This is a genomic window from uncultured Granulicatella sp. (genome assembly GCF_963528195.1).
In the GTDB taxonomy this organism is placed as follows: Bacteria; Bacillota; Bacilli; order Lactobacillales; family Aerococcaceae; genus Granulicatella.
Genome location: NZ_CAURVN010000034.1, coordinates 1 through 13,949, shown reverse-complemented (window position 1 = coordinate 13,949; position 13,949 = coordinate 1). Strand labels below are relative to the sequence as shown.

Here is a 13,949-nt window from a genome sequence, read left to right as displayed (position 1 = left end):
CATTGGTTCTCTTTTTTTTATTCTTTTTTGTCACAAATGTATGATACCCTAACAAAATCCTTGGTTCTACTTTCTTTTTCTAGAAGTTATTTTTTTCAGGATAATATCAAATAAAAAACACCCCAAAGCTAGATTGAAAAAATCTAGTTTTGAGGATGCAGCACACTTTTAGTGTGTATTTTTTATTAGGCTTTAAAATATTCTCTTTTAATTCTAGTGAGTAGATTATTCGCAACAGAAGTTACTCCGACATGCATCAACTCTGGATCAGAATAATCTAGATTACGAGCATAAACTTCGGCAACACTGTAAGCAATCTGCTCATCTAATTTATAATTAGATGCTTTTAATAATGCTTTTTTTAATTCTGAACTATATAATTTAACATTATTTTCCAACGATACTACTGTCATATTAGTAACTCCTCTCCTGTTTTTGCTTGATAAACTCTCTATGTTTTACGAAAGTTCTTTCGCCCATTTTTCAAATGTTTGTGTAAATTGTCTGAACTTATCAATGTTTTTCATATCCGGGATGTCGCCTAGCAATACTTGACGTGCTTGTTTTGCCCCTTTTCCTTTTTTCTGGAAAATAAGTAACGACTTACTATATTGTTGATTTTTGAATAATGTTTTAGGGAAAGCTAGCATGGCTTGAACAAAAGATTCTTTTTGTAAATGTTCTAATAATGATACACTTTCTTCTGTTTCAAATAAATTTGTTGGCACAATCATGAATCCAAAACCACCTGGTTTTAAATAATTCAAATGTTGTTCAATTAATAAATGATGGGCGTAAGAATGTCCCTCTTTTGAATGACTCTTAAACTCTTTTGCTCGTTCATCGACAGGATAATACCCAACTGGCAAGTCAGATAACGCAATATCGATTGGACCGACTAATAAATCACTTAATCCATCTTGCAACATCACTCGTACCTCTAAACTTTCTAAGGCAAAAGATTGCAGTGCTAAATGTACTAACACTTCATCATTATCAATTGCAGTTGTTTGAATTGTTTTCCCACTTTCTTGTAAAAAGAGTTGAACGGTACTTAATAAATTCCCACTTCCACAAGCAAAATCAGCAAGTGAAAGTCTGTCTTTATTTTCTGTTAAACGTTCCACCATAAATGCCACTAATAATCCAATTGAATCAGGTGTCATTTGGTGATTCGTTTGCAAGCCATCTTCTTTTGCAGCTTTCAAGAAAGTATATTGAATCATGCGACGAATTTGTTCTTTTGTAAAGCTTTCTAGCGATAGTTCTTGATAAGCTTCATTTAATTGTGCAATGGTTGCTGCATCTGGTTGCCCTTCTACTTGTTGTGCTTGATTTCCTGAGGCAATATTTTGCAAGGTTTCTCCTAATGCCTCAACATACGAATACTCAATTTCTTTTTGGAGAACTTGAACAGCCTCCCATAATTTTTCAAAACTACGAATTTCTTTATTTTCCTGTTCCATCAAACTCCTCCTTTCAGATAAAAAATAAGAGACAGGACAAAGTCCTGCCTCCGCAAATTCCATATTATTCAGCAGCTGCTACTGGGTAAACAGATACTTGTTTTTTGTCACGGCCTTTACGTTCGAAACGTACTACGCCATCAACTTTAGCGAATAATGTGTCATCTCCACCGATTCCAACATTGTGACCTGGATGGATTTTAGTTCCACGTTGGCGGAATAAAATTGAACCACCTGTAACAAATTGTCCATCAGCACGTTTAGCACCTAAACGTTTTGATTGAGAGTCACGTCCGTTTGATGTAGAACCGCCCCCTTTTTTGTGGGCAAATAATTGTAAATTCACTTTTAACATGAGAGTGCACCTCCTTGATAGGTTAATCAACTTGAATGGTTAGATAATTAGGATATTCTTCTTGAATTCCTTCTAACCCTAGTAATAGACTATTTAATAAAATTTGTGTTGTTTGAGTTTGAACTTTCGTTACATCTCGTACAACTTCGAAATATAAATATCCACCTTCGACTTCATCAACGTCAACAATCGGTTGATAGCCTGCTAGCTTCTCAATACTATTGACAGTCGTAATTGCTAATGCAGAAACGCCTGCACATACAATGTCTTCACCATACTCGCCAAAGCCAGCATGACCTGTCATTTCAAAAGAAACTAATTCGTGGTCTTTTTTATGAAATGTTACTCGTATCATCGTCAAAATTAAGCGTTGATTGCGTTAATCACAACTTTTGTATAAGGTTGACGGTGACCTTGTTTACGGTGAGAGTCTTTACGACGTTTGTATTTGAAAGTTACAACTTTCTTTTGACGGCCTTGTTTTTCAACAGTTCCTTCAACAGTTGCACCTGCTACGAATGGAGCACCAACTTTAACGTTTTCTCCACCTACAAATACTACTTCTTCGAAAGTCACTTTGTCGCCAGCTTCTGCGTTTAATTTTTCAACGTAGATTGCTTGACCAACTTCAACTTTAACTTGTTTACCACCAGTTTTTACGATTGCGTACATATTGCACCTCCTATATTTTAGACTAAGACTCGCCAGTTTAAAGTGCCGATTCCGGTCTTTTGTACTCTAATCCGAGCGGTTGTAGCTGTGGTGCTTCACAATTACAACATGAATAGTTTAACAGAGATTTCTATTTAAGTCAAGCAAAAGCTTGGTCAATTAAAATGAAAATTAGCCGACAATTCTATTAAGAATCATTCGGCTAATATCTCTTTAACGATTTAACATCTTTTCTAATTCTACTGTTGTGAACGGTGTTGCATCATCTTCATGAACACGTTCGATATTGGCTCCTAATGCACGTAGTTTATGATGGAATTGATAATAGCCACGATCTAAGTATTTTAACTCAGTGACACGTGTGTAACCTTTTGCCACCATACCAGCAATAATTAAGGCTGCTGCTGCACGTAAGTCCGTTGCTTTTACTTGCGCACCTTGTAATTGTGACTCTTGATTCATTACTGCTGTTCTACCTTCAATCATAAACTGAGCATTCATACGGCGTAATTCTTCCAAATGATTGAAACGATTTTCGAATACTGTTTCTGTCATTGTACTTACACCTGAAGCTAGTAATTGAACAATTGTCATCTGAGCTTGCATATCTGTTGGGAATCCTGGATGTGGTAATGTCTTCACATCTGTTGGTTTTAAGTTTTCTGGTCCGATAACACGAATGCCATTTTCTTCTTCAATAAATTGAACACCCATTTCAGATAATTTAGAAATTAATGGTTGATTATGTTCTGCAATCGCATCTTCAACAAAAACATCTCCTGCTGTCACTGCTGCAGCAACCATAAATGTTCCTGCTTCAATTCTGTCAGGAATAATTGAGTGAATCGTTCCTTCTAAGTGGTCTACACCTTCAATACGAATGTTTTCAGTACCCGCACCAATAATTTTCGCACCCATTTTATTTAAAATATTGGCTAAATCAACAATTTCAGGCTCTCTTGCTACATTTTCTAATAAAGTCGTACCTTTCGCTAATGTAGCTGCCATCATTAAGTTTTGAGTTGCTCCAACTGATGGGAAATCCATATAAATTCTTGCACCCACTAATTGATCTGCATGTGCTTCAACATAGCCATCTGCTTGGGTAATGGTTGCACCCATTGCTTCAAAACCTTTTAAATGCAAATCAATCGGACGAGTCCCAATCGCACAACCACCTGGCATTGCGACACGAGCATGCCCAAATCTAGCTAAAAGAGGACCCATTACAACGATTGATGCACGCATTTTACTCACAAATTCAAATGCTGCTGTTGTTTGAACATCTTTTGTTGCATTTAGAGTAATGGCTTTTTCCTCTTCATCAAATGTACTAGTGACATTTAAACTATTTAATACTGCTAGCATCGTATGAACATCAGATAAATTCGGTACATTTGTTAAATGTGTTACCCCATACTTTGCTAAAATACTTGCTGCTAAAATTGGAAGCACAGCATTTTTTGCTCCCTCTACTTTTACCGTTCCATTTAGACGTGTACCACCTTGTACAATCATCTTTTCCATGTTACAAACCTCCAAGGTTACTTACTCGTAATGAATTGAATAATTGAATTGATTAAATCGGATATCGAAAAAATTGCACTAGAAGCACCTACTCCTAAAAAAAGTGCGACTAACATGATGAATAGTCGTGCTTGTTCAATTCGATTTTTTAATATGATTTTTTCTAAATTTATACACTGTAATGACCAATAAGCTAGGATAATCATCGCTAGGGTCATGATTAATCTAAAAACTTGTGTAAATGTTGTCATGTAGGTCTCCTAATCTCTTATAATGATAGAGATACTGCGTTACTATATTACCATATTTTTCTTGAAAATAAAAGGTTTGTCCTTTTTAGTTTTCAATTATTTACGAAAGTTTTTCATTGTTTTCATTCTTTCGATTTCAGTTTTCATTCTTCTTTCCACATAAAAAAGGTAGCTCAATCTTTCGTAGATTTAAACTACCTTTTAGTTATTGAAAACTATTACTTATCTTGATGATCTGATAGCCCTACACCTTTTAGAATTTCTAATACTTCTGGGCTAAATACAGTATTTGTATCTTCTATATCGGATGATGATTCTACTTTTTTTACAACTTTTTCTTGTACAGGTACTTCTACGTCATTCATTGAATAAACATTGCCATCTTTATCTTTATATTCTACATGCACTTTTATGACTTCTTTTACGCTTGTTTCTGGTTGATGTTCAGTCATTGTTATCCCTCTTTTCATATTATTATCTAAAAATTCAATTTTTCTCTCAACTAAAGTATATGATACCTATTGCACATAGTCAATGAATACCGTTTCCAATAAAAAAAAGACTGAAACACAATGGTTTCAGTCTCTTCTCATCATTATTTAGTTCATACTTTTAATGATTATTCTTCGTCTTTTTTCTTTGTTAGAGCTGGCGCTGCTAATCCTAATCCACCTAAGATTGCTAACGCTGCTGGTGTAAAGACGTTGATTTCAGCCATACCTGTATTTGGTAATTCTTGTTTTGCAACTGAAGCTTGTGCTTGAGCATTTGCTGGAGTTGCTGGTGTAGCTGGTTGTGCAGGAGTTGCAGATTGGTCTGCTTGTCCTGGTGTTGCTGGTTCAACAGGTTGAGGTGTTGGTGCAGTTGCTTTCTTATAGTGGTGGAATACTGTACCATTCTTATCTGTTGTTGTTTTGTCGAACACATATCCTTCAAGAGCTTTAGGATCTTTCAATCCTTCTTCAGGTGAAGTGATATCTTTACCATTTTCATCCACAAAACGTGTTACCACTTTATTAACTTGTGGTGCTTGTGGTGCTTGTGGTTGAGGTTGTAGTTCAGAATCACGTTTTGGAGTTACTGTTACTGGTACTTCTACAGTAATTTCTTTTCCACTTGGTAATTTCACCTTAACTTTAACACTTGGTTTTTGACCAGCTGTTTCAGTAGTTGGGATTGTCCAGTTTTCTTCAACAATTTCCCATCCTTTTTCGTTAGGAAGTTCGATATGTTTCTTAACATCATCTTTTGTAATTGGTGTTCCAACTTCTACTACAATTGGTGTTACTTTTGGTGTTACTGTTACTGGTACTTTAACTTCTTTAGTAAGAATTACGTTTCCATCTTTATCTTTATACTCAACTGTTACAGTTACAGAGTCTTTTTCACCTGGTGTTTCTGTTCCTGGAGTTGTTAATGGAGTTTCTTTAACCGTTACTGTTACGTCTGTTGGTAATCCTTTGACATTTTTAGCCACTTCTTCAACTTTATCTTTTACAGCTTTTTCAAGTGTACCTTTATCAGTATCTTTCGGTACTACTACACCTTCTGGAGAAACTTTTGGTAATACTGTAACTGGTACTTCTACTGTTTCTTCTCCTCCATCTTTATAAGTAACTTTCGTTGTTACTTTAATATCTTTATCTCCAACTTTACCTTCTGTTGTTGGGATAGCTTTGTTGATGTCTTCATCCGTTACAGGTGTTTTAGTTCCATCTGTATCAGGAGTGATTGCTTTGTTTAGATCCTCAGCTTTTGGTTTGTCACCTTCTACAACGTATACAGGTTTAACATCTGAACCTTTAACATTTACTTTTACTGGAATTGTAGTTGTGTAGTCTTTTCCATCTACTGTGTATGTTACTGGTACTTCTACAGTTGTTACTCCAGTACCTTTTTTAGCAGTTACTGTTTCTTCAATAGCTTTTGTTACATCACCTACAGTTACTTTCGCATCTTTTGGTAATTTATCTGTAAAGTCTTTTGCTTTAATTGCTTCATCAGCTTTAGCTTTAGCTAGTTCTTTCAGTTTGTCTGGAGTTGTTCCTTTAGTTACTGTTACGTCGGCTTTTGCTACTGGCAATACTGTTACTGGAACTTTTACTTTCTCAGTTACTTTTCCATTGTCATAAGTTACTGGTACTTCTACTGTTACATCTGTAGCTCCAGCTTTTCCTTTTGTATCTGGTAATGTTGTTGGTTCTCCAACTGTTCCACCTTGTCCTGGTGTTACGGCATCTTTGGCTTTAGTTGGTTTATCACCTTCAAATACTACTACTGATTTTGGAGTTGAGCCAACTACTGTTACTGGTACTTCTACTTCTTTAGTTCCAATAACATTTCCTTTATCATCAGTATATTCAACAACTACTGTTGCTGGTTTTGGTTTACCTGTTTCAGTTACTTCAGCTGTTGTTGGTGTAGTTCCTGCTTTCACTTCTTTAACTTTTACAGTTACACCTGCTGGAACTTTATCTTTTGGTAAGGCAGCTACTACTTCTTCAGCTTTTGCTTTAACTGCATCTTCTAATTTTTCGCTTCCTTTAAGAACTGTTAACCCTTCTGGTTTCACTAATGGTAATACTTTAACAACTGCAGGTACTTCTACTAGTTTGTCTTCGCCATCTTTAGCTACTACTGTTACTTTCTTGTCTCCAGGTGTTGTTGTATCAACTGGTTCTTTATATTCAAATTTAGTTCCTTCTGGATATTGATCAGGATCGATACTTTCATCAGCTGATGGTTGTGGTTTAGCAGGGTCTTCGAACACATATTGTGTCTTAGGATCTACTACCATTACTTTAGCTGGTACTTCTACAATTGTTTTTCCATCTAATTTCGCTACAACTACTACATCTTTTTCACCTGAAGTTGTTGTGTCAACTGGTTTTTCATACTCAAAAGTAGTACCTTTTGGATATTCATCTGGAGTAATGCTTGATTTAACATCAGGTTGTGGTTTCTTAGGATCCGCTACAACAAATTGTGGTTTGCTATCAACTACACGTACTGTTGCTGGTACTTCTACTAGTACTTTATCACCTTGTTTAACTACTACTGTTACTTTCTTATCTCCAGGTGCAGTTGTATCTACTTCTTCTTTGTATTCATATTTTGCATCATCTGGATAGTCTGAAGTATCAATATTATCTTCTGGTGAAGGTTGTTTTTTATCTTCACTTACTGCCACTAATTGTGGATATCCCTTAACAACTTTCACTGGTACATTAACAGTTTCTTCACGTTTATTATCACCTGAACCGTATGTTACTGTTACTGGTGCAGTTAATGTATCATCTCCAACTTTTCCTTTTGTTTCAGGAATCTTAGCTTCATCTACAGTTTTGTTATTTCCTTCTGTCGTAACCGCATCTTTTAGTTTTTCTGCTGTTGGTTTATCACCTTCTACAACATAAACAGGAGTTGGTGTTGAAACTTTTGGTGTTAATTTAACAACAAAGTTTTGACTAATTTCAGTATCAGTATCTGCAGTTGTATCAAATGTTGGTTTTTCAGCATCAGGTTTAGCAAACGGATTATCATTCACTTCATAACCCATTGATTTTAACACATCAAGACGAGCTTGTATTTTCTCTTCTGGAATTTTTGTTCCTGCTTTACCAGTAAGATCAGTAATATTAAACTTCTCATCTAATGGTGTTTCTTTACCATCTTTATCTACAGAAACAAATTTCACTGTAGCTTTTTGAATTCCAGGTACATATTGAATTGGAGTTTTACCAAAATTATCACCTGGTTTGAAGTTTTCTGGTACTTTATATCCTTTAGATGGATCTGTAGGATCTACTGGTGTTAATTCTACTCCATTATAACTTGGAACAAATCCATCAACATGAGGGATTGTTACAGTACCGAAGTTACCAGGAACAGATGGATCTTTTGGATCATTTGGATAGTTAATCTTCTCTGGTGCATTCGTTGGTTTTTTACCTTCTGGATAAGTTAGAGTAAATGAACCAATTTCTTTGTAAAGAACTTTTTTCACTACAGGATCTACTGTACCATTTTCTCCAGGAACTGGTGCATCTTCTGCAGCTACTGTTTTATCTGTAGCATTTACTAATAAGTAGTTTGCTACTACTGGTGAATCAACAGCATTGAATTTACCTTTTGTTCCATCAGCTGTAGCATCTGTTAATTTATCAGCTTCATTGTAAACTTGCCAATCAGAATAAGTTACATCTCCTGTTTGTGGGTTTACAGTTGCTGTACGTTTGTATGTTACTTTTTGTACTTTTTCAGCATATAAAGGAGTTGCATCAGCCTTATCAGCATCTTCTTCTTTTAGATACTTAATTGTACGAGTTACTTCTTTAACTAAATCATCACGTGTTAATCCTGCTGGATATTTACCAAGATTTTCATCTCCAGGTTTAACAGGTGTATCTGCAGTTTTTGGAGACACTGGAGCTGTTGTACTTGGATTTGTTGGATCAGTTGTTACTGTTGGATCTACTGTAATTAAGTCTATTACGTGAACAGTTACTTCTGCTTCAGTAGATTTCTTACCTTCACTATCAGTTGATTGTACTTTCACAGTGTAATCACCAACTGTAGTTGTATCTAATCCGCCGTCATTACTTACAGCAATCGTCGGTTTAGTAGTTTCATCTCCATCACGATCATCTTCTAAGTCTGTTGCTGTTGGTTTTGCTACTTCAACAACTTTATCAGCATTCCATTTGTCAGCTGCTTTAGTTTTATAAACATAAATATCTTTCTTAGCTTCTACTTTTGGAGCTTCGTTCACAACATTTGCATAACTTGGTGCAGAAACGTTTCCTACTGGTGAAACTGAAGTTACGGCAATCTTCTCATTCCCTTCATGTGTATGAAGACTAACATCTTTAAGACTTACTTTTAATTTACCTTCAGGCGTTGTATCTACTTTAGTATCTCCTTGATACCAACCATCATCTTTTTTCTCTAATTCGATAATGTCATTATTTGGTAATGTGATTTTGATTTTCTTACCAATTTCATTTTCGATTTGTAATGCATTTTTAATTTCAGCAATTCTTTTAGCTGTTTCTTCATCTGATAAAGTAACTCCATTATTATCCGCTACTTTTTTAAGATTAGCTTTAATTTCATCATCTGATGGAGTTAATGAACCTGGTGCGTCCCCTGTATTTACTAATAAGTATTTTTCTTGATTTTTCGCATTAGAATCTCCCACAATACTATCAGTGTGAACTTCTTCAACTGTAGCTGATTTAGGAGTACGAGCATCAATATAAATTGTTCTATTGTAGTAGTAATCTGGATCATCAGTCCATCTTAATCCATTAGCTTTATAGTTTCCATCAAAAGCATAAGGTCCTTTATCTCCAGTCCATAACCATGGGTAAATTCTATTTCCTTCAGCATCTTGAGTACCCATTCCACCTGTTCCTGTAACTTTAAATGTAGCATCCCCTACATAATCATCTTCAGTTATAAATGGAATTGAGAATTTTCTTGATGTTTCCCCTGCAGCTTTTAGATTGTTTTTACCATATTGAACTGCATTTACATCCATACTTAATGTATTAGTCGCTTCATCATAACGAACATTTGTTAAGTATCCTTGATCAGTCCAAATAGATTCACCTTTTGCTTTAGATAAGTCTAATTTTTTGTAGTTTGTAGTATCTACTGTACCTAATTTAACACCTTTTGGTACTTGTACTTTAATGTTAAACGTACCACCGTAAGGGAAAGTATTTTCAACACCACCCACGTTTTTCAATTCAAGGTTTAATTTACCCTCTTGAGAACGTTTATATAATTTATCTTTTGTAAATCCGTACTCTCCACTCTTACCTTCGCTAGTAACGTTAGTAGTTAATTGCATACCAGGACCAGTAGCAAGACCTACACCACCGATAATGAATCCATCTTGAACACCTTTAAAATCACCATCATCTTTTGCTTTGATTGTAACTTTAACTTTACTTGTTCCTTCTGGAACATGATAAATTCTTGCAATATTATTCCAACTATCAGAAGGTGTTCCTTCATTTGAACCTGCTGGTCTTCCTGTTGCTTCCGTTGGAGTGCTTCCATCTCTCATTGGAATGGAAGCAATTTTCTTACCAGTGTAAGCATCTGTAATTTCAACACTTACTTCTTCACCTTGACTTGAAAGTGCAGCTTTACCATATGCTCCATTGTAAACCATATTGAAGAATAATTCAGAATTAGGGTTTACGTCATATTCTTTAGATAGAGTAACACCTTTACTTCCTAATTCAAGATAGTAATCTCTATCTTTAACATTTCCTCTAGCATCATTTTTCATTCCATCTAGAGTAATCGCACCACCTAGGAACTTTCCATCTGCATTTGGTTGGTTTTGAGTAGCAGTTGAAGCATCATGTTTACCATTGTCATCATAAGATTTCGCTGGTTTTGGCGCTTCTGTTCTATCACCAGCAACAGTAAAATCTGTTGGAGCCTCTGGTTTAACAGCATTCACATAGTCTTTTGCTCCACTAATTTTCCAACCGTTTAATGCACCTGCTTCAGCTTCTGCTGCAGTGATTTTTTTAGTCTTCCAATTGTAAGTTACTTTACCGTAATGTTTTTCACTTTGAAGATTATTTACTTGATCTTCAATTGTTTTACTTTTTGATTCTACTGTAGGACCTGAGAAATCAACTGCACCAAATCCGTTACTCATGCTTTCAAAAACACCGTTTGCTGGGTTATTACCATAACCAGCTCTATTATTGTTAATTGGAGCTCCCCAGTTTTCAGCATTAGTTAGATAGTAATTTAATCTATCTTTTTCTTGTTTTGCTTCTGTTAATGCTGCTTGAAGTTCTTGTTCTGTAGCATCAGCTTTTGCTGCTGCTGTTGTAGCTTTTGTTTTTTCTTGTTCAGCTTTTGCTACAATAGCACGTAACATATCTAGTTTTTCTTTGTTTGTTTTACCTTCACCTAAAGCTTCTTCTTTTGTAATTTCTACTTTTACTTTATCGATTGCAGCTTTTAATTCAGTATTTACAGTATTAATATCATTTTTATATCCTGCTGCTGTTGCTGCATCTCTGAATCCACTTTCCCCTTGTCCTGGAATAGCTTTTCCATTACGTGAATCTTGGTTTTTGTTTTCTTTTTCTTCTTTCTTGGCTGCAGGTGCTTTTGGCATACTTTCTAATACAAATGCATTACCGTTTACTGCTGATGTAGCTTTTGCTACTTCTTCTTTTGTTGCAGCTTCATTTGTGGCTACAGCTTTTGCATTTGCCAATTCTGCTTTTGCAGACTCAATTGCTGAAGCTGTTTTTTCAGTTGATGCTGCTTTTTCTAAAGCTGCTTCTAAACGAGTAATTGCTTTATCTAAGCTTAATTTATCAACTTTCTCAACAACCGGTTTGTTTTCTTTATTCTCAACATTTGCAGTTGCTGCTTCAGTAGTTGGTTTTACTGGTATTTCTGTAGCTGGAGCTGTTGCATTTGCTTCTTCTGCTTGTACATTTGCGCCAGTTAATACGGCTAATCCAGAAGCGATAGCTACACTTGCTACCCCTACACTGAACTTACGAATACTATAGCGTAAAAAGCGTTGTGCTTGAATCGCACGAAGATTCTTTTTTTCTTTCATAATTTTCCTCCTTTGAGTTGAAAACCTATTTTTCAATAGATTTTAGGGTTTTTATTTCAAAAATATTTTATATCACAATATGTGAAATGTCAAAAAATATTAATATGTTTTCATAATTTACATATTTTTGTGAAAAACAGCAGAAAAGATTATAAATACGGTAATTTTTGTAATGTTTCTTTAATTTTTATACACTATTTTCCCATAAATATCTATCTAAGAACATTGTGAATAGAATCTTTCTATGTTTTTATTATCGACAAAATATTCTTTTTGTTTTCAAAACACATTCGGATTTTTACTTATTTTATTACGTTTTAAACATGTGTTTTTATATTTTTTAAAATTTACTATCTCATATCTTTAACACTGCTTACAAAAAACTTCTAATATCTTTTCAAAATTAAATTTTAAAACTTTTCAACCTTTAATTATGTTAAAAAATCTCACAATTTTCTAAGCTAGATTTTTATTAATTTGAATTTCTAAATCAATTCCAACATTATACTCACTGCTACACTCTTTAAATGTTTTATCAATAATTTTAAAGCGAACACTTTATTCTTCCTTAATTCCATTCATTCCCACAAAAAAATCCTATTGGCAATCTTTAACCAATAAGATTAACTTCATGTTTCAGTTATTCTACTTTTCTCCATTTTTGCAAATCTTCTTTATTAAATCTAAGAAGTTGTTAGTAACTGCTAAGGAGATTTTAGTATGGGTAAGATTTTTATCTTTTATACAGTTACTAACATGGCCTTCTTGGAGAATCGTCATTTGAACAAGGAATTAGAATTTCTGACAATTATCATCTCACATTTATTACAATTAAGAATTTTATCTAAATGTTTCGATTTCATATTAAAAATCTTTTTCTGACAAATGAACATATTTTGTATGATATACGTAACATAATATCTTGTACAGAATGAAAGTCAATAGATTTTCCCCTTAGGGGAACAAATTCGATACTGATGTCACTTTCCAATCGATATTATTCTGATTACAAAATAATGACAAAATTTGTTTTCCATTTCTCAATTTTTCTCAAATTAAACAACTCATTAGAATACTTTTTGAAGTGTAGCATTTCCACCTGTTTCATCTGTTACCCATTTTCTATCACTTACCTTTTAACTATGCTTTTCATTTTAGAACTCAAAAATCCCGTTAGCAAAATCGCCAACGGGATTTGATGAATCATTACTTTCTATACATATGATTCTTCCGAGATTATTCTTCTTCCTCTTCTTTCTTACCTGGGATCATGAATCCTAATCCTAGAAGGATAGATGTTGTTGCTGCAGTTAAGAATCCTAAACCATTTGCCGTTCCAGTTTTCGGTAAGATTGTCTGAGAATCTTTTTGTTTAGGCTCTACTTTTTCAGCTTGAGTAGGTTTTTCATTTGTAGAAACTTGTGGGTTATTTGGAGTTTCTTGAGGTTTCACATTATTATTTGTTTGAGTTACTCCTGAAGATGTAACTTTTCTAAAGATATGTGTTACAACTTCTCCATTTTCATCTACTTCAGTTCTTACAAATTCATAACCTTCGATTTCACCATGTTCAAATGCTTCATTTTCCTCACCTAATACTTTAGGAGTTTTCGCATCTGCTGGTTTCAACTCATTACCGTTTTCATCAACCCATTTAGTAATAATCAGTTTAACTTTTGGTAATTGAGCTGGGTCTGGAAGCTCACCGTTCATACCAATGTTTCCATTAAACTCTGGGAATTCATGAGTTGGTGCGTCCGGAGTACTTGTTCCACCCATAAATTCAGGAATATCTACACTTGGTGGCGTGATTAGATTTCCATTCTCGTCTACTCCAGTTGAGCCAATTGGGTCTGTGTAGGCTGGAATTTCGTTTGTCGGTGCATCCGGTGTGTTTACACCTCCATTGAATTCTGGTAAATCTGGTTGAACTTCTGGGGTACCTTTTTCATTACTTTGACGAACAGTCACCTTCACTTGTACTTCTTCACTTGTGCCATCTGGGTAATGGACGATCACTGTTCCTGAGACTTCGCCTGGTTGTCCTACGGCTGTATTTGGTGCGC

The 13,949-nt window shown here is 34.8% G+C and carries 10 protein-coding genes and 1 other annotated feature; all 10 genes read right to left on the bottom strand.

All coding sequences use genetic code 11. The features are described from left to right. Nucleotides 1-185 precede the first annotated feature (185 nt). Nucleotides 186-413 carry a hypothetical protein gene (locus tag RWR88_RS07195; RefSeq protein ID WP_314451453.1) on the bottom strand — a complete coding sequence of 76 codons (228 nt, stop codon included), beginning with the start codon at nt 411-413 and terminating at the stop codon, nt 186-188. Between the two features lie 45 nt (nt 414-458). Next, nucleotides 459-1,466, bottom strand: a complete 1,008-nt coding sequence (locus tag RWR88_RS07190; protein WP_314451452.1) for a class I SAM-dependent methyltransferase — start codon at nt 1,464-1,466, stop codon at nt 459-461. A gap of 64 nt (nt 1,467-1,530) precedes the next feature. Further along, entirely contained in the window at nt 1,531-1,821 is a 291-nt protein-coding gene (rpmA, locus tag RWR88_RS07185; RefSeq protein WP_006703860.1) for a 50S ribosomal protein L27, read from the bottom strand. A gap of 22 nt (nt 1,822-1,843) precedes the next feature. Next, nucleotides 1,844-2,176 (bottom strand): ribosomal-processing cysteine protease Prp, encoded by a 333-nt coding sequence (locus RWR88_RS07180; RefSeq protein ID WP_314451451.1) that lies wholly within the window; start codon nt 2,174-2,176, stop codon nt 1,844-1,846. 8 nt (nt 2,177-2,184) lie between these two features. Beyond that, nucleotides 2,185-2,493, bottom strand: a complete 309-nt coding sequence (gene rplU / locus RWR88_RS07175; RefSeq protein ID WP_020991443.1) for a 50S ribosomal protein L21 — start codon at nt 2,491-2,493, stop codon at nt 2,185-2,187. A gap of 15 nt (nt 2,494-2,508) precedes the next feature. Then, nucleotides 2,509-2,584: a sequence feature (ribosomal protein L21 leader region), on the bottom strand. Nucleotides 2,585-2,706: 122 nt separating this feature from the next. Beyond that, nucleotides 2,707-4,020, bottom strand: coding sequence for a UDP-N-acetylglucosamine 1-carboxyvinyltransferase (murA, locus tag RWR88_RS07170; RefSeq protein WP_314451449.1), 1,314 nt, complete (start codon nt 4,018-4,020; stop codon nt 2,707-2,709). Nucleotides 4,021-4,037: 17 nt separating this feature from the next. Beyond that, on the bottom strand, nt 4,038-4,271 hold the full coding sequence (locus tag RWR88_RS07165; protein WP_314451447.1) for a DUF1146 domain-containing protein: 234 nt from the start codon (nt 4,269-4,271) through the stop codon (nt 4,038-4,040). 218 nt (nt 4,272-4,489) lie between these two features. After that, nucleotides 4,490-4,723 (bottom strand): hypothetical protein, encoded by a 234-nt coding sequence (locus RWR88_RS07160; RefSeq protein WP_314451445.1) that lies wholly within the window; start codon nt 4,721-4,723, stop codon nt 4,490-4,492. Nucleotides 4,724-4,890: 167 nt separating this feature from the next. Beyond that, a complete protein-coding gene (locus RWR88_RS07155; RefSeq protein WP_314451443.1) occupies nt 4,891-11,883 on the bottom strand; it encodes a Rib/alpha-like domain-containing protein in 6,993 nt (2,330 codons plus the stop codon). Nucleotides 11,884-13,119: 1,236 nt separating this feature from the next. After that, nucleotides 13,120-13,949, bottom strand: an 830-nt coding sequence (locus RWR88_RS07150) for an SIALI-17 repeat-containing surface protein (RefSeq protein ID WP_314451441.1), incomplete at its 5' end; no start/stop codon positions are given.

What these genes read in the sequence shown, in the direction of transcription:
- RWR88_RS07195 (WP_314451453.1), bottom strand. Translation starts at nt 413, where the DNA reads ATGACAGTAGTATCGTTGGAAAATAATGTTAAATTATATAGTTCAGAA.
- RWR88_RS07190 (WP_314451452.1), bottom strand. Translation starts at nt 1,466, where the DNA reads ATGGAACAGGAAAATAAAGAAATTCGTAGTTTTGAAAAATTATGGGAG.
- rpmA (WP_006703860.1), bottom strand. Translation starts at nt 1,821, where the DNA reads ATGTTAAAAGTGAATTTACAATTATTTGCCCACAAAAAAGGGGGCGGT.
- RWR88_RS07180 (WP_314451451.1), bottom strand. Translation starts at nt 2,176, where the DNA reads ATGATACGAGTAACATTTCATAAAAAAGACCACGAATTAGTTTCTTTT.
- rplU (WP_020991443.1), bottom strand. Translation starts at nt 2,493, where the DNA reads ATGTACGCAATCGTAAAAACTGGTGGTAAACAAGTTAAAGTTGAAGTT.
- murA (WP_314451449.1), bottom strand. Translation starts at nt 4,020, where the DNA reads ATGGAAAAGATGATTGTACAAGGTGGTACACGTCTAAATGGAACGGTA.
- RWR88_RS07165 (WP_314451447.1), bottom strand. Translation starts at nt 4,271, where the DNA reads ATGACAACATTTACACAAGTTTTTAGATTAATCATGACCCTAGCGATG.
- RWR88_RS07160 (WP_314451445.1), bottom strand. Translation starts at nt 4,723, where the DNA reads ATGACTGAACATCAACCAGAAACAAGCGTAAAAGAAGTCATAAAAGTG.
- RWR88_RS07155 (WP_314451443.1), bottom strand. Translation starts at nt 11,883, where the DNA reads ATGAAAGAAAAAAAGAATCTTCGTGCGATTCAAGCACAACGCTTTTTA.